Below are 17647 nucleotides of genomic sequence, written 5' to 3'. Positions count from 1 at the left end.
CGCCCCGTAAATGGGCTGCGGTCCGGGGGAGGGGCCGCGCACACTGTTCGCATCGGACATCGCGCACCGGCGCGCCCCGCTCGAACACCCTCCAGGAGCCACTGCGTGCAGGCAGCCGTCACCGTCACTCCCGCCCGTATACCGGAACTGCTGCTCGGCCTCGCGACCGTGCGGCCGGTCTTCATCTGGGGCGCTCCCGGCATCGGAAAGTCCTCCCTGGTGAGGGAGTTCGCCGAGTCGCTGGGACTGGAGTGCGTGAGCCTGCTGGGTACGCAGCTGGCGCCGGAGGACCTGATCGGCGTACCGCAGATCCGCGACGGCCGCTCGGTCTTCTGCCCGCCCGAGGCGATCGCCCGCGACGAGCCGTACTGCCTGTTCCTGGACGAGCTGAACGCGGCGACGCCGGACGTCCAGAAGGCGTTCTACTCGCTGATCCTGGAGCGGCGCATCGGCAACTACGAGCTGCCTGCGGGCTCGATCGTGATCGGCGCGGGCAACCGCGCGACGGACAACGCGCTCGCGCGCCCGATCGCGTCCGCGCTGGTCAACCGGCTCGCGCATGTGCACCTTGAGGCATCCCCGAAGGACTGGCTGGTGTGGGCGGGGGCGAACGGCATCCACCCGTGGGTGCTCGACCACCTCGTCGACCGCCCCGACCACCTGTGGTCCAGGCCGCCGAAGACCGAGGAGCCCTTCTCGACGCCCCGCTCCTGGCACATGCTCTCCGACGCGCTGCACTCCTTCGGCCCGACGCTCGACGAGCCGACGCTCAAGGTGATCGCACACGGCACGCTGACGCCCGCGCACGCGGTCGCCTTCTGCGGCTACGTGAAGATCGTGCGCAGCCGGTTCGGCATCGAGGCCATCATGAAGGGCGAGGCCCGCTGGCCGAACCGACTGGAGGACCGCGACCTCCTGTACTACCTCGCGGAGTCCTTCCGGGGCCGCCTCGTCAAGGAACTCCCCGCCAGCAGGGAACACGCCTCGGCGAGCGGCCGCCAGACCGCCTACCGCGCCAAGTCCCTGCTCGTGCAGCTCGCCGAGATCTCCGTCGAGGTCGCCCAGAGCGTCATCGCCGCGGACGAGGACGGCAACCCGGTACTGCCCGCCTGGTTCCTGGTGGAGGCGGCCCGCGACATGCCGCGGCTGGTGGAGGCGCGACGGTGAGCGCGCAGAGCGGGACAGCGGGCGCGTCGCGCGGGGCGGTGAGTGCTCCGCGCGGGCCGGGGAGCATGCCGAGCGGGACTGGGACCGGGCGCGCGCCGGCGCCGGGCGGGAAGGCGGTCGCCGGGTCCGGCCCGGCGGTGACGCGGGCAGCGCGTTCGTCCGGCCAGTCACCGCGGCCCGCGCCCCGTCGCCGCATCTCGGCGTCTGCCCCGTCTGCCCCGTCTGCCCCGTCTGCCCCGTCTGCCCGACGGGAGGAGGCCCCGCGATGAGCCGTACGCGCAATCAGGAGCAGCCCAAGAAGAAGGACCTGGCCGCCGAGGCGTTCGCCGAGGGGATGCGGCTCGTGCGGGCCAATCGCGCGCTGGCCGCCATCGGGTTCAGCACCTGCCGCCAGGAGGACTGCGAGGAGGCGCCGGAGGACGGACTCGTGCGCGTCGACTCCGACGGTGTGCTGCACGTCCACCCGGGGCGCCGGGCCGACCCCGTCGAGTGGGCCTGGGCGGTCGCGCACGGCGCGCTGCATCTCGGTTTCGGCCATGTCACGGCGGCGACCGGCCTGCGCGCCCAGCCGGACCGGTTCGACGTCGCCGCCCGCTGCGTCGTCGTCAACCGTTTCCTGCTCGGCTTCCCGATCGGCCGGACCCCCGCGGACCTGCCGATGTCGTATCCCGACGGCGACGAGGAGCAGCTCGCCGCGCGCTGGCGCCGAGACGGCATCCCGCCCATGTACGAGCGCTGCGGCACGGCGGGCGCCGAGCCGGACCAGCTGCTGGTGCCCTGGGACAGCTGGCTCGGCGGCCGGCCGCCGGACTGGCAGCTCGCCTTCGCCCACGCGCTGACCCGCACGGTGGCCACCGCGATGGACATGGCGGGCGGCCGCCGCGACTCGATGCGCGGCGGTCTCACCCCGCTGCAGCCCTGGGAGCGGGCACTGAGCTGGTTCGTCTCCTCCTACCCCCTCCTCGGCGGCATCGCGGCGGGCATCACGATCGTCGCGGACGCCGAACTCGCCCGCGCGCACGGCATCTCCGTCGCCGCGGTCGACGCCGGAGCCGCCGAGATCTACATCAACCCGCTGCGCCAACTCGACGACGAGGAATGGCGGTTCGTCCTCGCCCACGAGATGCTGCACGCCGCGCTGCGCCACGGCGACCGCTGCGGCGCCCGCGACCCGTACCTCTTCAACGTCGCCTGCGACTACGTCATCAACGCCTGGCTGGTCGAGATGCAGGTCGGCACGATGCCCGAAGGGCTGCTGTACGACCAGGAGTTGAAGGACCTCTCCGCCGAGGAGGTCTACGACCGGATCGCCACCGACCTGCGCCGCATGCGACGGCTCGCCACCCTGCGCGGCAAGGGCGTCGGCGACATCCTCGGCGGCCCGCTCGGCTCACCGCGCGACTACGTCGACCTCGACGAGTTCTACCGCCGTGGCCTCGGCAACGGTCTCGACCTGCACCAGCAGCAGAGCCGCGGCTTCCTGCCCGGCGGACTGGTCGAGGAGATCCGCGCGCTCAACCACCCGCCGCTGCCCTGGGACGCCCAACTCGCCCGCTGGTTCGACGAGTTCGTGCCGCGCCCCGAGCCCGTACGGACGTACGCGCGCCCCGCCCGCCGCCAGGCGGCCACCCCCGACATCCCGCGCGCCGGACGCTACTTCCCGCCCGAGGAGATCGCCCGCTGCACCTTCGGCGTCGTCCTCGACACCTCCGGCTCCATGGACCGCACCCTCCTCGGCAAGGCACTGGGCGCCATCGCTTCGTACGCCGAGGCCCGTGACGTTCCGGCCGCCAGGGTCGTCTTCTGCGACGCGGCCCCGCACGACGCGGGCTTCCTCCCCGTCACGGAGATCGCGGGCCGGGTACGGGTCCACGGCCGCGGCGGCACCATCCTCCAGCCCGGCATCGATCTGCTGCAACGCGCCGAGGACTTCCCGCCGGGCGCCCCGATCCTGGTCATCACGGACGGCTGGTGCGACGTCCTGCGCGTCCGGCGCGAGCACGCCTACCTGATCCCGCAGGGTTCGTCCCTGCCGTTCACCGCACGTGGGCCCGTCTTTCGCGTGCGCTGAGCCCGAGTGTGATCGGATAGTGCTACGGACCCCAAAACCGGGACCTGATCGAAAGGGATTCATCGTGGCAACCACGCGCTCCGCACACACCGTCTGGGAAGGCAACCTGCTTGAGGGCAATGGAGTTGTCAGCTTCGACTCCTCCGGCGCCATCGCCGAGCAGCCCGTGACTTGGGCGTCGCGCTCCCAGGACGCGAACGGTAAGACCAGCCCCGAAGAGCTGATCGCCGCCGCGCACTCCAGCTGCTTCTCCATGGCGTTCTCGCACGCCCTGGCCGGGGCCGGCACACCGGCCACCAAGCTCACCACCTCCGCCGACGTCACCTTCCAGCCGGGCGAGGGCATCACGGGCATCCACCTCACGGTGGAGGGCACGGTGCCGGGCATCGAGGAGGACGCGTTCGTCGCGGCCGCCGAGGACGCCAAGAAGAACTGCCCGGTCAGCCAGGCGCTCACCGGCACGACGATCACGCTGTCGGCCAAGCTCGCCTGACCTGTGATTTTCTGCCTGGTCGGTCGTCTGAGGCGACCGGTCGTCCGAGGCGACTCGGATCGGCTGCCGGGCAAGCTGCTTCACCAACAGGAGCTTGCCCGGCGGCCGGACCAGGACCCGGCGCCGGACCAGAACCCAGCGGCCGGACCAGGACCAGACCGACTGCGAGCACGACCTCGAACGGGGATGCCGCCGGGCACCTCAGTGGTCCGCGTCGTCCTGTGTTCGACCGCCCTTCACCCGGGCTCCCTAATGTGCGGGCCATGAAGAGACTTTCGATCACGGCCGGCGTTGTCGCGCTGACCGTCGGACTCGCGTCGCCCGCCGTGGCCGACCGCGACTCCGAGGACCACGGTCGGGCCACCACGGCCTTCGGCCAGGCCGAGCTGACCGGTTTCGCCTCGCTCCCGGCCGAGACGTTCGTCCCGAACAGCGAGCCGTCCGGCTCGGCCATCGGGGCGGGCCCGTTCAACGGCATCACCGGCCCGTTCGCCGACCAGCCGGTCCAGGGCTTCAGCGGCGCCGTCAACCGCCACGACGGCAGCTACGACGTGCTGTCCGACAACGGCTACGGCGGCAAGGCCAACAGCGCCGACTTCCTGCTGCGCGTGCACCGCGTCAAGCCGGACACGAGGACCGGCAAGGTCAAGGTCCTGGGCGGCTTCGACCTCAGCGACCCGTACCGCAAGGTGCCGTTCCCGCTCACCCGGGCCGACCGGGTGCTGACCGGCGCCGACTTCGACGTCGAGTCCATCGTGCGGGCGTACGACGGCTCGTACTGGCTGGGCGACGAGTTCGGCCCGTTCCTGCTGCACTTCTCGCCGACCGGCAAGCTCCTCGAAGCCCCGATCCCGCTCGACGGAGTGCGGGCGCCGGAGAACCCGTACCTGAACGGCGCCCAGCCCACCATCGGTGGCAGCAAGGGCTTCGAGGGCATGGTCCGCTCGGTCGACGGCCGTCGGCTCTACCCGCTCCTCGAAGGCACGGTCAACGGCGACACCCCCGGTGACCTGCGCTTCAGCGAGTTCGACCTGAAGAGCCGCGACTACACCGGGAAGCGTTTCACCTACCGCCTGGAGTCGCCCGCCAACGCCATCGGTGACGCCATCGCCGTCGACAGGAACCGCTTCCTGGTCATCGAGCGCGACGGCGGCCAGGGCGCCGACGCCAAGTTCAAGCGGATCTACCTCGCCGACACCCGAGACCGCAACGGCGACGGGGTCATGGACAAGACCCTCGTGGCCGACCTGATGAACATCGCGAACCCGAAGGGCCTCGGCGGCTTCGGCGAGACCTTCACCTTCCCGTTCACCACGATCGAGGACGTGGTCCTCCTCGACAACCGGACGCTGGCCGTCCTGAACGACAACAACTTCCCGTTCTCCTCCGGCCGTACGCCGGGCAAGGCGGACAACAACGAGTTCATCACCATCCGGCTCTCGCAGAGCCTCAAGGCGGACAAGCGGGCCCTCCGCTAGGGGCGCGGCCCTGCCGCTCCCGCCCGCCGCGGCCCGAATCACTTCGGGCCGCGGCTTCGTCATGTCCGGGAGTCGTTGTCCGGGTCGTCGTCCCGGGTCGTCGTCCGGGCCGTAGTCCGGGATCGTCCGCTTCCGTCCGGGGTACCCGCCCCATTGACAGGGAGGCACTCAAGTTTTGTGATGGTAGGTGTTAGGGCCCGGGCGGAAGGGGACGGACATGGCACGTGCGGTCGGGATCGACCTCGGTACCACCAACTCGGTGGTGGCTGTTCTGGAAGGGGGTGAGCCCACGGTCGTCGCCAACTCCGAGGGCGCGCGCACCACCCCCTCGGTGGTGGCCTTCGCCAAGAACAACGAGGTCCTGGTGGGTGAGGTCGCCAAACGGCAGGCCGTGACGAACGTCGAGCGCACCGCGCGCTCCGTCAAACGCCATATGGGCGACCCGAGTTGGCGGTTCCCCGACAGCGGCACGGTCGACGGCACCCGCTACCGCGCGCAGGAACTGTCCGCGCGCGTGCTCCAGAAACTGAAGCGGGACGCCGAGGCGTATCTCGGCGAGGACGTCACCGACGCGGTGATCACCGTGCCCGCCTACTTCGACGACACCCAGCGCCAGGCCACCAAGGAGGCCGGCGAGATCGCGGGCCTCAAGGTCCTGCGGATCATCAACGAACCGACGGCCGCGGCCCTCGCGTACGGACTCGACCGCGGCGAGGAGCAGACCGTCCTCGTCTTCGACCTGGGCGGCGGCACCTTCGACGTCTCGCTCCTGGAGATCGGCGACGGCGTCATCGAGGTCAAGGCCACCAACGGCGACACCCAGCTGGGCGGCGACGACTGGGACCACCGGATCGTGGAGCACCTCGTCAAACGCTTCAAGGGTTCGTACGGCATCGACCTCGGCCAGGACAAGATGGCGCTCCAGCGGCTGCGCGAGGGTGCGGAGAAGGCCAAGATCGAGCTGTCCTCGTCCACTGAGACGACCATCAACCTGCCCTACATCACGGCCTCCGCCGAGGGCCCGCTGCACCTCGACGAGAAACTGACGCGCGCCCAGTTCCAGGAGCTCACCGCCGACCTGCTCGACCGCTGCAAGAACCCCTTCCACCAGGCGGTCAAGGACGCGGGTGTGAAGCTCTCGGTGGTCGACCACGTCATCCTCGTCGGCGGCTCCACCCGGATGCCCGCGGTGACCGAGCTGGTGAAGGAGCTCACCGGCAAGGACCCGCACAAGGGCGTCAACCCGGACGAGGTCGTGGCCCTCGGCGCGGCCCTCCAGGCGGGTGTCATCCGCGGCGACGTGAAGGACGTCCTGCTCCTCGACGTCACCCCGCTGTCCCTGGGCATCGAGACCAAGGGCGGCATCATGACCAAGCTCATCGAGCGCAACACGACCATTCCCACGAGGCGTTCGGAGATCTTCACCACCGCCACGGACAACCAGCCGTCCGTCGGCATCCAGGTCTTCCAGGGCGAGCGTGAAATCGCCGCCTACAACAAGAAGTTGGGCGTCTTCGACCTCACCGGGCTGCCTCCCTCGCCCCGCGGGGTCCCGCAGATCGAGGTCGCCTTCGACATCGACGCCAACGGCATCATGCACGTCTCGGCGAAGGACCTCGCCACCGGCCGCGAACAGAAGATGACCGTCACGGGCGGCTCGGCGCTGCCCAAGGACGACATCGACCGCATGATGCGCGAGGCCGAGCAGTACGCCGACGAGGACCGAGGGCGCCGGGAGGCCGCGGAGACCCGCAACCAGGCCGAGCAACTCGTGTACCAGACCGAGAAGTTCATCCGCGAGAACGAGGAACGAGTCCCGGCCGACACGAAGACCGAGGTCGAGTCCGCGATCACCGAACTCAAGGCCCTCCTGGAGCAACGGGAGGCCACGGACACGAACACCCTGCGCACCGGCGTCGAGAAACTCGCCACCGTCAGCCAGAAGATGGGCCAGGCCATGTACGCCCAGGCCCAGCAGCCACCCCCACAGGACCAGCCGCCCACCGAACAGCCCCCACCGGGCGACGAGGAGGGCGTGGTCGACGCGGAGATCGTCGACGACGAGAAGGACCCCACGGAGGGCAAGCCCGGCAACACCGCAAAGGACAACCCGACTTGATGGGCCTCCGCCACTGAGGGACACCTCAGTGGCGCCCCTCCAGGGGCGCGGGGAACTGCGCACCCAGCCGACGACGGCCGTCAGCCAACAATCAACAGCAGCCCCCACCCACCCAGGGGCGCGGGGAACTGCGCACTCAACCCACGGCGGCCGTCACCCAACAAACAACAGCAAGTCCCACACCCTAGAAATCAGCCCGCCGCGCCCGGATCAACTCCGCGGTCCGCCGCGCGCCGGCCGCCCCGGTCGTCATATGGTCCAGCACCTCCAGATGCGCGGCCACCTCGTTGCGAGAGTCGAGATACAGCGCCCCGGTCAGATACTCGGTGTAGACCATGTCCGGAAGCTCCGGCTCCGCGAAGCGGAACAGCACGAACGGCGCGTACGTCCCCGGATGCGGACCGGACGCGAACTCGGCGATCTGCAGCGTGACATGGTCGTTCTCGACGGCCTCCAGCAGATGGTCGAGCTGCTCGGCCATCACCTCGGAACGGATGCTGACCGGCCGCCGCAGGACCGTTTCCTCCATGATCACCCAGAGGTGCGGCGGGTTCTCCCCGGTCAGCAGCTTCTGCCGGGCCATCCGCAGGGACACATGGCGCTCGATCTCCTCGGGCCCGGTCTGCCCGACCGTGCCCGCCTCCAGGACCGCGCGCGCATAGTCCTCGGTCTGCAGCAGCCCGGGCACGAAGTGCGGCTCGTACGACCGGATGATCGAGGCCGCGCCCTCCAGGCTCACATGCATGCTGAACCAGTCCGGCAGGACGTCGTGGAAGCGCTGCCACCAGCCTGGCTGGTTCGCCTCCTCGGTCAGCCGGACGAACGCCGCGATCTCGTCGTCGGGCACGCCGTACGTCGACAGGAGCACCTGGACGTACGGGATCTTCAGCGAGACCTCGGCCATCTCCATGCGGCGGATGGTCGCGCCCGTGACCCGCAGGATCCGCGCGGCCTCGTCCCGTCTCAGACCGGACGCCTCGCGCAACTCCTGCAGCCGTCTTCCCAGCACCACCTGCCCCACGGTCGGCGCAGGACGCCTTTCACTCACGCCACGCCTCCCCAAGCGCCGAGCATGGCGAGAAGTGTGCCATGTTCCCGCTCAACCCTCACCCGATCCGGAGCGTTGTCATTACCTCAGCGGTAATCGACCGCCACCCGGGGCGCACGCCATGGTGGGTGTACCGGTTTCCGGGGCGGCGCACTCCGGTCCGGAAACCGGGTCCCACTGTTCCGCCACGACCTCGACGGAGGGTGATCAGCCATGTCCGCAACCCAGTTCGCCGCCCTGGCCCGCACCACCGAGCCGCAGACCATGCTCCGCCGCTTCCTGGCGCTCGACGCGGTGGTGACCAGCGTGAACGGCGTCGCCTACCTCGTCGCGTCCGGACCGCTGGGGCGGCTGCTCGATGTCGGCCCGGGCCTGCTGCTCGCACTCGGCCTGGTTCTCACGGTGTACGCGGCGGGCGTCGCCTGGCTGGCCTCGCGCCGGCAGCCGCCGGTCCTCCCGGTACGGGCCGTGATCGAGATCAACCTCGCCTGGGCGGTGCTGAGTTGCGTCGCGCTCGCCGTGTGGCTGTCGCCGAGCACCGCGGGGGCGGTGTGGATTCCCTTGCAGGCACTGACCGTTGCGGGATTCGCCCTGGCGCAGTACGTGGCGCTGCGAGCGCTGACCGGACCTCAGGACATCAGCGACTGAAGGTACTTGACCGTCGCGGGGTCGGCCGGGAGCAGTGTCTCGATGGCCAGCTCGGCGACGGTCACGTCCATGGGAGTGTTGAACGTCGAGATGGACGAGATGAAGGACAGCACCCGACCGTCGTGCTCGATCTGCATCGGCAGGGCGAAATAGGGGACGGTCTCACCGGGCCCCTCGCCGCTCCCGCTCCCGGAAGAGCCCTCCGAGGAGCCCTCCGCGGGATACGGATACGCCGCCACCTCCTCGTACAGCGCACGCAGCGGCTCGGAACGGCGCAGGGCGATGTCCCGCTCCATCTGGGCCAGCAGATGGCCGCGCCACTCCCGCAGATTGCGGATCCTCGGCGCCAGACCCTCCGGGTGCAGCGTCAGCCGCATCGCGTTCAGCGGCGGGGCGAGCAGGTGCTCGGGAACGGCGTCGAGCAGCATCGCGATGCCCCGGTTGGCGGCGACCACGTTGTACGTCGCGTCCACCACGAACGCCGGATAGGGCTCGTAGCCCTGGATCAGCCGCTCCACGCCCTCGCGCAACGCGTCCAGTGCCGGATCGTCGAGCGGGGTCTCGGGGTAGCGGGGCGCGTAACCGGCTGCCAGCAGAAGGGCGTTGCGGTCCCGCACGGGTACGTCCAGGTGCTCGGCCAGCCGCAGCACCATCTCCTCGCTCGGCCGGGAGCGGCCCGTCTCGACGAAGCTGATGTGCCGCGCCGACGACCCGGCCCGCAGGGCCAGCTCCAGCTGGCTGACCCGGCGCTGCTCCCGCCAGCCGCGCAGCAGCGGGCCCACGCCTTTGTCGACCGCTGCGGCACCGACGGCCGCCGAGGCGGACAGGGCGGTGGACGCGCCCGTGGATGTGACAGCGGAGGCGCCGGTGGACGTGGCAGCGGACGGGGAGGCGGACGCGGCGGCGGTCATGCACCGACCGTAGTCGATTCGCCGCCCGGGAGTCGATGAGCCGCCCGACGGCCGAATGCCCACCCCGCCCTTGCGCCGGACGGGCCTGACCAGGGACGGGACGGCCGGACTGTGGCAGGCTGAAGAGATCCGGACGTCACGGAAGGAGCGCGATCATGCCCCTTGCACCGCTGTCGCAGAAGGAGATCGAGGACCGGCTCGCGGAGCTGCCCGGCTGGTCCCTGGACGGAGATCGGATCGCCCGCTCCTACCAGCTCGGCTCGCACTTCGCGGCCGCCGCGCTGGTCGTGCACATCGCCCAGGTGCAGGACGAGCTGGACCACCACTCCGATCTCACGCTCGGTTACCACACCGTCTCCCTCACCGTGAACACGCACAGCGTGGGCGGAGCCGTCACCGAGCTGGACTTCGACCTGGCCCGACGGGTCGAGGAGCTCTCCGCCGGGCACGGCGCACATTGAGCCCGCTGGTGTTCGACTACGACAAGGAAGCCGAGCGGTACGACGTGTCCCGCGGCGGCGAACCCCGTGCCGCCGCGGCCGCGAGCGCCGTACTCGGACTGATCCCCGAGGGCACGGGCAACCTCCTCGACATCGCCTGCGGCACCGGCATCGTGACGCGACAGTTCGCGGCGGCCGGTCTCGACGTGGCGGGCGTCGACGCGGCGTACGGCATGCTGCGGCGGGCCGCCGAGCGCGTGCCCGGTCGCGTGGTTCTCGCGGACACCCGCCAACTCCCTTTTCCCGACGCCTCGTTCGGCGCGGTCACGGCCGTCTGGCTGCTGCACCTGCTGGACGACGCGGAGCGGGTCGTCGCGGAGGTGGCCCGGGTGCTGCGGCCCGGCGGTGTCTTCGTCACGACCGTCGACAAGGCCGCCTCGCACGACGTTCGCAGCGACATCGACGCCGTGATGGCCCCGCGCCCGCGCCGCGCGGCCCGTGACCGCGACGACCTCGTGGGGTCCTTCGCCGACCGGCACGCCCTGATCCCGGCGGGCCGGGCGTGCTTCCGCGGCCACGGCCAGGGCCGGGCGCCGGCACGGGCGGCCGCCGACGTACGGCGTGGCTGGTACACGTTGCTGCCCCCGGGTGCGCCCCTCACGGAGAAACTCGCGCAACGTCTGGAACAGCTCCCGGACCAGCATGTCCCGCGCCCCGACCCGAAGTTCAAGCTGCGGGCGTTCAGGAAACCGGTTCCGGCGTCGAGCCCGCCCGGTTCCGGCGCGTGAAGTCCATGACCCAGTTGGTCACCCACGTCTTCTCGCCGTCCACGGAGAACGCCTGCTCCCAGCGGGCTGTGGTCGATGAGATCCCCGACCACACGTACCGCACCCGCACGTCCTTGCCGTCGTGCGTGTCGTCGCCGTAGAACTCGCCCCGCCCGTCCGTGAATCGGCCGATCACGGGCGGGAACAGCCGGCCGTTGCGACTGCTGGACCAGTTCAGCGACCACTGCCCGGTCTCCCGGTCACGCAGCCGCAGGGTCAGCCCCTTCCACCCCTGGCCGGGCACGTCCATCTCGTCGATGTTGCCGGCCCCGTCGAACAGGCTCCAGCAACGGTTCGTGGCCGGGAACTCCTCCCAGTCGCTCCCGGCGTCCAGGAAGTCGGTGCGGCGGCGGTGGGCCACGTCCCACTCGCCGACGAAGAAGTCGAAGTCGTGCGGCGTGCTCATGAACGGTCTCCCGTCGTGCCCTCGGGCAGGCAGTCGGCCATGTAGGCGTCGAGGTCGGGGGCGTCGGGCGCGAGCATGTGCCGCACCCAGGCGTCGCGTTCGTGCAGGATCGGCGGCAGCTCCCAGACACAGCCGATCCACGGCAGGTCGGGGGCGATGAAGTGCGTCGGGTCGCGATCCGGGCAGCCGAGCACCGGCTGGCCCGCCGAGGCACCCTTGAAGTGCAGGACGTTGTCCCACACCCAGCTGTACACGTTCAGGTAGGCGCCGTCGTCGGAGCCCCGGTGCAGCACGACGAACGTGGCCGGCGGCGTGCCGTCCGCTTCCGGCAGCAGCTTCGGCAGCATCGCGTACGCCGCCTCCTGGACGTCGGGGGCGATACCCGCCGGGTCGGCGGTCACGTGGTAGCGCTTGATCCGCCGCCCGGCCACCTCGATGGGCGGCGGCACGGTCAGCAGCTTCTCCGCGAAGTTCCCGGAGGTATGCGAGGTACTGGAGGTGTCGGAGGTATTGGAAGTCTCGGAAGCCTTGGAGGTCATGAGAGGACGTTAGGGCCGCTTCACTGACACCTTCTGTCAGTGAAGCCTGACATTCTGGAGAGGTGAAATCAGCCCGACTCGTCTCGATCCTCCTGCTCCTCCAGACCCGGGGCCGGATGACCGCCGCCGACCTCGCCGAGGAGCTGGAGGTCTCGGTGCGCACGGTCTACCGGGACGTCGAGGCACTGAGCGCCGCCGGCATCCCGCTGTACGGCGACGCCGGGCACGCGGGCGGCTACCGCCTGCTCGACGGCTACCGCACCCGCCTCACCGGCCTCACCGCGGGCGAGGCGGAGGCCCTGTTCCTCGCGGGCGCGCCCGGACCCGCCGCCGAGCTCGGGCTCGGCCCGGTCCTCGCCGCCGCCCAGCTCAAGGTGCGCGCCGCCCTCCCACGCGAGCTGCGCGAGCACGCCGACCGCATCAGCGGCCGCTTCCACCTCGACACGCCCGGCTGGTACGCCGACACCGACAGCGAGGGAGCCCCGTACCTCCCCGCCGTCGCGGACGCCGTCTGGAACAGCCGCGTCCTGAACGTCCTGTACCGCCGCTGGCGCGAGCCCACCGACGTGGAGCGCCGCCTCGAACCGTACGGCCTCGTCCTCAAGGCGGGCCGCTGGTACGTCGTCGCGGGCCCCGGACCGCGAACGTTCCGCGTCGACCAGGTCCTCGAACTGGCCGCGTCCGGCGAGGAGTTCACCCGCCCCGACGACTTCGACCTCGCCGCGTACTGGACGTCGTACCAGAGGGACTTCCACGACCGGCTGTACCGGGCCGAGGCGGTGGTCCGGCTCGCCCCGGGTGTCCGTCTCACCGGACCGGGGGGCGAGGCGGTACGGGCCAACGGCCGTACGGACCCGGGGGGTTGGACCGTGGCCACCGTCCCCATCGAGTCCGTCGACCACGCTCACGGCGAGTTCCTCCGCCTCGGTACGGACGTCGAGGTGCTGGAACCGGCCGAGTTGCGTGAACGGATCGCGGGGACGGTGGCCGTACTCACCCTGCGGTACGACAACGAGTGCCGGTGCCGGTCACCGCTCGCCGGGCGTCGCCGTTCAGATCCCGAACCGCAGAACGCGGGACAGCAGGTCGAGCGTCTCGTCCGCCCAGGCGAGGATCTTGAGGCCTGACCTCAGGTTCCCCGGTGGGTGGTTGATCAGTGTGTCGCGGCGCACGAGCCGCTCGAAGTCGACGAGGACGGGGTCCTGGCGTGGTGTCTGACCGTCGGGGCTGAAGAACGGCACTCCCGCGAGGCGCATGACGTTGATGACCTCCTGGGCGATGATGCCGTAACCGACGGTGGTGGGGTGGACGCCGTCCAGGGAGAACAGACCGCCGGCCGTGCGGCGCTCACCGTCGCCGGCGAGGAAGTGCGTGCTGGGCGGCGGCTGGAGCGCCTGCAGTGTGGGCGGCAGCGGGTACGGCGTCCACCAGGACGGGCGAGCCTGCTGGTCCTCGATGTAGCGCTTGGAGCCGAGCCGGTCGAGCAGGCCGGCGGTGTCCAGGAGGTACCAGTCCTTGCCGGCCTTCCTGGCCTTCCGGACAACGTCGGTGATGGCGTAGTTGTAGTGGTCGATCGCCCCGTCGATCTCGCGCGCCTGTTCCCCGGTGAGGTGGGGGTCCCGCGTCGGGTCGAAGTCGCGGTCGCTGATCCACGGGCGGGTGTAGTACGGGTAGTAGGGCGAACCGAGTTCGATCTTCGAGGAGACACCCCGGGTGACCGGCGCGATGGTCACGTGCGGGACCGTGCACCAGATCACGTGGCGTGCCTTGACCTTGCGCATCTGGGCGGCGACTCGGTTCAGTTCGGCCTTGAAGTGCGTGGGCCGCCAGACGGTGAAAGTGCCCTTCTTGGCCAGGTCCCGGTACTCGCCGTCCGTGCTCCAGACCAGTTTCAGATCCACCACCGAGCTCAGCGCGTTGTTGGCGCCGAGGAACACGATCAGCGTCTCGATGCCGTGGCCCGGGTCCGTGTCGCCGGTCTCGTCGCCGAGATGAGCGGCCGCGGTCAACTGGGTGAGCGTGTCGGGAGCCGCGGGCGGGGCGGGCAGTACGCGCAGCGCGGCACGGTCGTCGCCGTGCTCCACGACCTGGCCCAGCAACTGGTCCTTGGGAGCGTCGATTCGCCCGGCGCACACGGCGTGGGACTTCTCGAGTGCGTCCCGCAGGTCCCAGCCGAAGACCGCGAGGTTGTGGTTGACGGCGGTGGCCGCGGGTACGACGCTGCCCGGTCCGCGCTCCCAGTAGTCCTCCGCCTTGTCCATGGAGCGCCGGGCGTGCAGCAGCGCGGGGGCCACCTCCCACCAGTTCACGTCCTGTCCGAAGCGGGCCTCCAGATCGCGCAGGAACAGTTCGATGTTGAACGGGAGCCCGCCGTAACCGGCGTAGGTCGGGTACCGGAATTTGTCCGCCCACCCCAACTCGTGTGCGACAACGGCCGGATACGACAGATCGGTGTTGAAGATCGCGCCGCTCTGGAAACCGTGGGTGAGCGAGTCACCGACGGTGACCAGCCGGTGCCGGGGCTCACCCTCCCATTGGGTGGCTACCTCGATCCCCAGTCCGGGGTCCTTCTCGGGCTCCCGCGGGATCGGTTGCCCGTCGGTCTCGCTCATGCTGTTCCCTCGGTCGGTCGGTACGAGTGGTGTGTGGTGTAACCGAGTCCGACCAGGTGGGAAACGGTCCGAATCACAAATACGCCCGAAATGCGAAGCATTGAGGTGAGCGGCACCAGCTCTTCGCCCTACTCCGGCATCCCGCCGGCCCACCCCCGGCAACTCACCCCGCACCGGTGGCAACTGAGGAAGCAGAACCCGTCTGTCCTCTCAGGAGGTATCCACCGTGCAGAACCCACGCCGGCACCACAGACGCAAGATCCTCACCACTCTGGTGGCCGCCGTTCTCGCCGCCGCAGGTCTCACCGCACTCACTGCCGGCCCGGCGCAGGCCGCCACAGCGCGCCAGGTCGAGAAGCTGGACCGGGGTGTGGTCAGTGTCCACACCGACGCCGGCAACCTCGTCACCTGGCGCTGGCTCGGCACCGACCCGAACGACGTGTCGTTCAACGTCTACCGGGCGGGTACGAAGGTCAACCCGGCCCCGGTCACCGGCTCGACGAACTACTTCCACGCGGGCGCGCCGGCCCAGGCCGACTACACGGTCCGCGCGGTCGTGGGCGGCGTCGAGCAGGGCGACTCGGTGCACGCGATCCAGTTCCGTACCGGATACAAGGACGTGCCCATCACCCCGCCCGCCGGTGGCACCACCCCGGACGGTGTCGCGTACACCTACGAGGCCAACGATGCCTCGGCCGGCGATCTCGACGGCGACGGCGCACTCGACTTCGTCCTGAAGTGGCAGCCGACGAACGCCAAGGACAACTCCCAGTCCGGCTACACCGGCAACACGATCATCGACGGCGTCAAGCTCGACGGCACCCGGCTGTGGCGCATCGACCTGGGCCGGAACATCCGCTCGGGCGCGCACTACACGCAGTTCCAGGTGTACGACTACGACGGCGACGGCAAGGCCGAGGTGGCCGCGAAGACCGCCGACGCCACGGTCGACGGAACGGGCGCGGTCATCGGCAGCTCCTCCGCCGACCACCGCAACTCCAGCGGATACGTCCTCGCCGGGCCCGAGTACCTGACCATGTTCAACGGCCAGACGGGCAGGGCGATGCAGAGCGTCGACTACGTCCCGGCCCGCGGCACGGTCTCGTCGTGGGGTGACTCGTACGGCAACCGTGTGGACCGGTTCCTCGCCGGTACCGCCTATCTGGACGGCGCCCGGCCCTCGCTCATCATGGCCCGGGGCTACTACACGCGTTCGGTGATCGCGGCCTGGGACTGGCGCAACGGGGCGTTCACGCGGCGCTGGACGTTCGACACCAACTCCTCGACCAACAGCGGCAAGGGCTTCGACGGCCAGGGTTCGCACAGTCTGTCCGTCGGGGACGTCGACAACGACGGCAAGGACGAGATCGTCTACGGGGCGATGGCCGTCGACGACAACGGCAACGGCCTGTGGACCACCAGGACCGGGCACGGCGACGCCCAGCACCTGGGCGACCTCGACCCGGGCACGTCAGGACTGGAGTACTTCAAGGTCTCCGAATCCACCTCCCAGCCGGCCGAGTTGTACATCAACCCCGCCAACGGCGCGGTCCGCTGGCAGCTCGCCGCCTGCTGCGACAACGGCCGGGGAGTGGCCGGGGACATCTACGCCGGCAACGACGGCGCCGAGATGTGGTCCGCCTCCGACACGAACATCCGCGACGAGTCCGGCGCCACCAAGGGCCGCGAGCCGTCCTCCGTCAACTTCCTGTCCTGGTGGGATGGGGACACTACCCGCGAACTCCTCGACGGCACCCGCATCGACAAGTACGGCACGTCCGGCGAGACCCGCCTGCTGACCGGCGCCTCGGTCCACTCCAACAACGGCACCAAGGCGACCCCGGCGCTGTCCGGCGACCTCTTCGGCGACTGGCGTGAGGAGGTCGTCTGGGCGACCGGGGACAACACGGCCCTGCGCATCTACTCCACCCCGAACGAGACCACCACGAAGATCACGACCCTCCTCCACGACACGATGTACCGCACGGGCATCGCGTGGCAGAACACCGCCTACAACCAGCCCCCACACCCGAGCTTCTTCATCGGCAACGGCATGCCGACGGCCCCCAGGCCGCCGGTGTACACGCCGTGACCTGCTGAAACGGGTTCCAGGGTGAGACGAAGGGGCGGCCGTCCGAGCTCATGGGACGGCCGCCGAACTCGCGTACGGCCGTCAGCCGACCTTCTTCCACGTCTTGCATCCGGTGGACTGGAACGCCCCGTCGCTGCCGGCGATGGTGATCGTGGTGGGGCCCTCGACGTTGCCGTTGGTGATGATGTCCTCGAAGTCGCCCGACGTGCCCTTCAGCCGCGCCCAGTAGCAGTTCGGGATCACCGAATCCTCGGCGCCCGCCGTCTTGTACGTGCCTGCCTTGATGTCGTCCCCGACGACGAAGGTCCCGTCGCCGGGGATGGTGGCGACCTTCGGCTCGGGCTTCTTCGACGGCTTCGCCGTGACGGTCTTCGTTTCGGTGACCGTTTCGGTGACCGTGACCTCCGGTGCCGGTTCGGCGTCGGCTTTCAGCTCGGCCGCGCCGGCGGTCACGGTGACGGTCGGCCGCGCGGAGACGTTCTTGCCCGAGTCCTCCCCGCCGGACGCTCCGATGCCGGCCCCGACGAGCAACACGACGACTGCCGCGGGGATCACGACGCGCTTGCGCGCCCAGCCCGGACGGGGAGGCACGGGCGGCTGCTGGGGCGGCGGGCCCCACTGCGGCTGCGGAGGCGTGGGCGGCGGCGGTCCGAAAGACATGGTTCCCCCCGGGGTTGTGGAGGAATGACCGTAACGGGATTAGTGAAGAAAGTGTGAGAGATGCGCGTGAATGGTGACTTGGTTGTGATGTGAACAATTCATGTCCCAGGCGTTGAGCACACAAGGAGGGCGCGGG

At 70.2% G+C, this 17647-nt stretch carries 16 protein-coding genes; 10 read left to right on the top strand and 6 right to left on the bottom strand.

Annotated elements, in window-relative coordinates:
* Positions 1-105: 105 nt before the first annotated feature.
* The 5 genes from ACZ5VQ_RS09800 to dnaK all read left to right on the top strand — a co-directional run bounded on the left by ACZ5VQ_RS09800 (position 106) and on the right by dnaK (position 7328).
* Entirely contained in the window at positions 106-1167 is a 1062-nt protein-coding gene (locus ACZ5VQ_RS09800; protein ID WP_469104444.1) for an ATP-binding protein, read from the top strand.
* A 265-nt stretch (positions 1168-1432) separates the two neighbouring features.
* Positions 1433-3238 (top strand): vWA domain-containing protein, encoded by a 1806-nt coding sequence (locus tag ACZ5VQ_RS09795; protein ID WP_469104443.1) that lies wholly within the window; start codon positions 1433-1435, stop codon positions 3236-3238.
* 64 nt (positions 3239-3302) lie between these two features.
* Positions 3303-3731 carry an OsmC family protein gene (locus tag ACZ5VQ_RS09790; protein WP_361892608.1) on the top strand — a complete coding sequence of 143 codons (429 nt, stop codon included), beginning with the start codon at positions 3303-3305 and terminating at the stop codon, positions 3729-3731.
* 263 nt (positions 3732-3994) lie between these two features.
* Positions 3995-5209, top strand: a complete 1215-nt coding sequence (locus tag ACZ5VQ_RS09785; protein WP_469104442.1) for an esterase-like activity of phytase family protein — start codon at positions 3995-3997, stop codon at positions 5207-5209.
* Between the two features lie 217 nt (positions 5210-5426).
* On the top strand, positions 5427-7328 hold the full coding sequence (gene dnaK, locus ACZ5VQ_RS09780) for a molecular chaperone DnaK (protein WP_469104441.1): 1902 nt from the start codon (positions 5427-5429) through the stop codon (positions 7326-7328).
* Positions 7329-7512: 184 nt separating this feature from the next.
* Here the strand turns inward: dnaK and ACZ5VQ_RS09775 are convergent, their stop codons facing one another.
* Positions 7513-8376 carry a helix-turn-helix domain-containing protein gene (locus tag ACZ5VQ_RS09775; RefSeq protein ID WP_469104440.1) on the bottom strand — a complete coding sequence of 288 codons (864 nt, stop codon included), beginning with the start codon at positions 8374-8376 and terminating at the stop codon, positions 7513-7515.
* Positions 8377-8589: 213 nt separating this feature from the next.
* On the opposite strand from ACZ5VQ_RS09775, the gene ACZ5VQ_RS09770 reads away from it, so the two are divergent.
* Positions 8590-9024, top strand: a complete 435-nt coding sequence (locus ACZ5VQ_RS09770; RefSeq protein WP_469104439.1) for a hypothetical protein — start codon at positions 8590-8592, stop codon at positions 9022-9024.
* Here the strand turns inward: ACZ5VQ_RS09770 and ACZ5VQ_RS09765 are convergent.
* Entirely contained in the window at positions 9006-9935 is a 930-nt protein-coding gene (locus ACZ5VQ_RS09765) for a helix-turn-helix domain-containing protein (protein WP_469104438.1), read from the bottom strand. The two genes, ACZ5VQ_RS09770 and ACZ5VQ_RS09765, sit on opposite strands and share 19 nt — an antisense overlap.
* 155 nt (positions 9936-10090) lie before the next feature.
* Here ACZ5VQ_RS09765 and ACZ5VQ_RS09760 point away from each other — a divergent pair, with 155 nt between their 5' ends.
* Positions 10091-10396, top strand: coding sequence for a 4a-hydroxytetrahydrobiopterin dehydratase (locus ACZ5VQ_RS09760; RefSeq protein WP_362076790.1), 306 nt, complete (start codon positions 10091-10093; stop codon positions 10394-10396).
* Between the two features lie 8 nt (positions 10397-10404).
* Positions 10405-11163: a class I SAM-dependent methyltransferase gene (locus tag ACZ5VQ_RS09755; RefSeq protein WP_469104437.1), complete on the top strand. Its 759-nt coding sequence runs from the start codon at positions 10405-10407 to the stop codon at positions 11161-11163.
* Here ACZ5VQ_RS09755 and ACZ5VQ_RS09750 read toward each other — a convergent pair.
* Positions 11117-11608, bottom strand: a complete 492-nt coding sequence (locus ACZ5VQ_RS09750; protein ID WP_469104436.1) for a hypothetical protein — start codon at positions 11606-11608, stop codon at positions 11117-11119. The genes ACZ5VQ_RS09755 and ACZ5VQ_RS09750 overlap by 47 nt on opposite strands.
* Positions 11605-12147, bottom strand: a complete 543-nt coding sequence (locus tag ACZ5VQ_RS09745) for a hypothetical protein (RefSeq protein WP_469104435.1) — start codon at positions 12145-12147, stop codon at positions 11605-11607. Before ACZ5VQ_RS09745 ends, ACZ5VQ_RS09750 begins: the two co-directional genes overlap by 4 nt.
* A gap of 62 nt (positions 12148-12209) precedes the next feature.
* Here ACZ5VQ_RS09745 and ACZ5VQ_RS09740 point away from each other — a divergent pair, with 62 nt between their 5' ends.
* The gene (locus tag ACZ5VQ_RS09740) at positions 12210-13274 is read left to right on the top strand and encodes a helix-turn-helix transcriptional regulator (RefSeq protein ID WP_469104434.1); all 1065 of its coding nucleotides are present in this window, start codon (positions 12210-12212) and stop codon (positions 13272-13274) included.
* Here ACZ5VQ_RS09740 and ACZ5VQ_RS09735 read toward each other — a convergent pair.
* On the bottom strand, positions 13200-14759 hold the full coding sequence (locus tag ACZ5VQ_RS09735; RefSeq protein ID WP_469104433.1) for a hypothetical protein: 1560 nt from the start codon (positions 14757-14759) through the stop codon (positions 13200-13202). The genes ACZ5VQ_RS09740 and ACZ5VQ_RS09735 overlap by 75 nt on opposite strands.
* A gap of 226 nt (positions 14760-14985) precedes the next feature.
* On the opposite strand from ACZ5VQ_RS09735, the gene ACZ5VQ_RS09730 reads away from it, so the two are divergent.
* The gene (locus ACZ5VQ_RS09730; RefSeq protein ID WP_469104432.1) at positions 14986-16851 is read left to right on the top strand and encodes a rhamnogalacturonan lyase; all 1866 of its coding nucleotides are present in this window, start codon (positions 14986-14988) and stop codon (positions 16849-16851) included.
* 81 nt (positions 16852-16932) lie between these two features.
* Here the strand turns inward: ACZ5VQ_RS09730 and ACZ5VQ_RS09725 are convergent, their stop codons facing one another.
* Complete coding sequence (locus ACZ5VQ_RS09725) at positions 16933-17511, bottom strand: hypothetical protein (protein ID WP_469104431.1); 579 nt, start codon at positions 17509-17511, stop codon at positions 16933-16935.
* Between the last annotated feature and the right edge of the window lie 136 nt (positions 17512-17647).

The sequence above is a fragment of the Streptomyces sp. NPDC033178 genome, from assembly GCF_055577685.1.
Note: the sequence above shows the minus strand (reverse complement) of the source record. Positions and strands in the feature narration are given on the sequence as shown.

Coding starts and splice junctions, on each gene's coding strand:
- ACZ5VQ_RS09795 (WP_469104443.1), top strand. CDS start 1,433: ATGAGCCGTACGCGCAATCAGGAGCAGCCCAAGAAGAAGGACCTGGCC.
- ACZ5VQ_RS09785 (WP_469104442.1), top strand. CDS start 3,995: ATGAAGAGACTTTCGATCACGGCCGGCGTTGTCGCGCTGACCGTCGGA.
- dnaK (WP_469104441.1), top strand. CDS start 5,427: ATGGCACGTGCGGTCGGGATCGACCTCGGTACCACCAACTCGGTGGTG.
- ACZ5VQ_RS09770 (WP_469104439.1), top strand. CDS start 8,590: ATGTCCGCAACCCAGTTCGCCGCCCTGGCCCGCACCACCGAGCCGCAG.
- ACZ5VQ_RS09765 (WP_469104438.1), bottom strand. CDS start 9,935: ATGACCGCCGCCGCGTCCGCCTCCCCGTCCGCTGCCACGTCCACCGGC.
- ACZ5VQ_RS09760 (WP_362076790.1), top strand. CDS start 10,091: ATGCCCCTTGCACCGCTGTCGCAGAAGGAGATCGAGGACCGGCTCGCG.
- ACZ5VQ_RS09750 (WP_469104436.1), bottom strand. CDS start 11,608: ATGAGCACGCCGCACGACTTCGACTTCTTCGTCGGCGAGTGGGACGTG.
- ACZ5VQ_RS09745 (WP_469104435.1), bottom strand. CDS start 12,147: ATGACCTCCAAGGCTTCCGAGACTTCCAATACCTCCGACACCTCCAGT.
- ACZ5VQ_RS09735 (WP_469104433.1), bottom strand. CDS start 14,759: ATGAGCGAGACCGACGGGCAACCGATCCCGCGGGAGCCCGAGAAGGAC.
- ACZ5VQ_RS09725 (WP_469104431.1), bottom strand. CDS start 17,511: ATGTCTTTCGGACCGCCGCCGCCCACGCCTCCGCAGCCGCAGTGGGGC.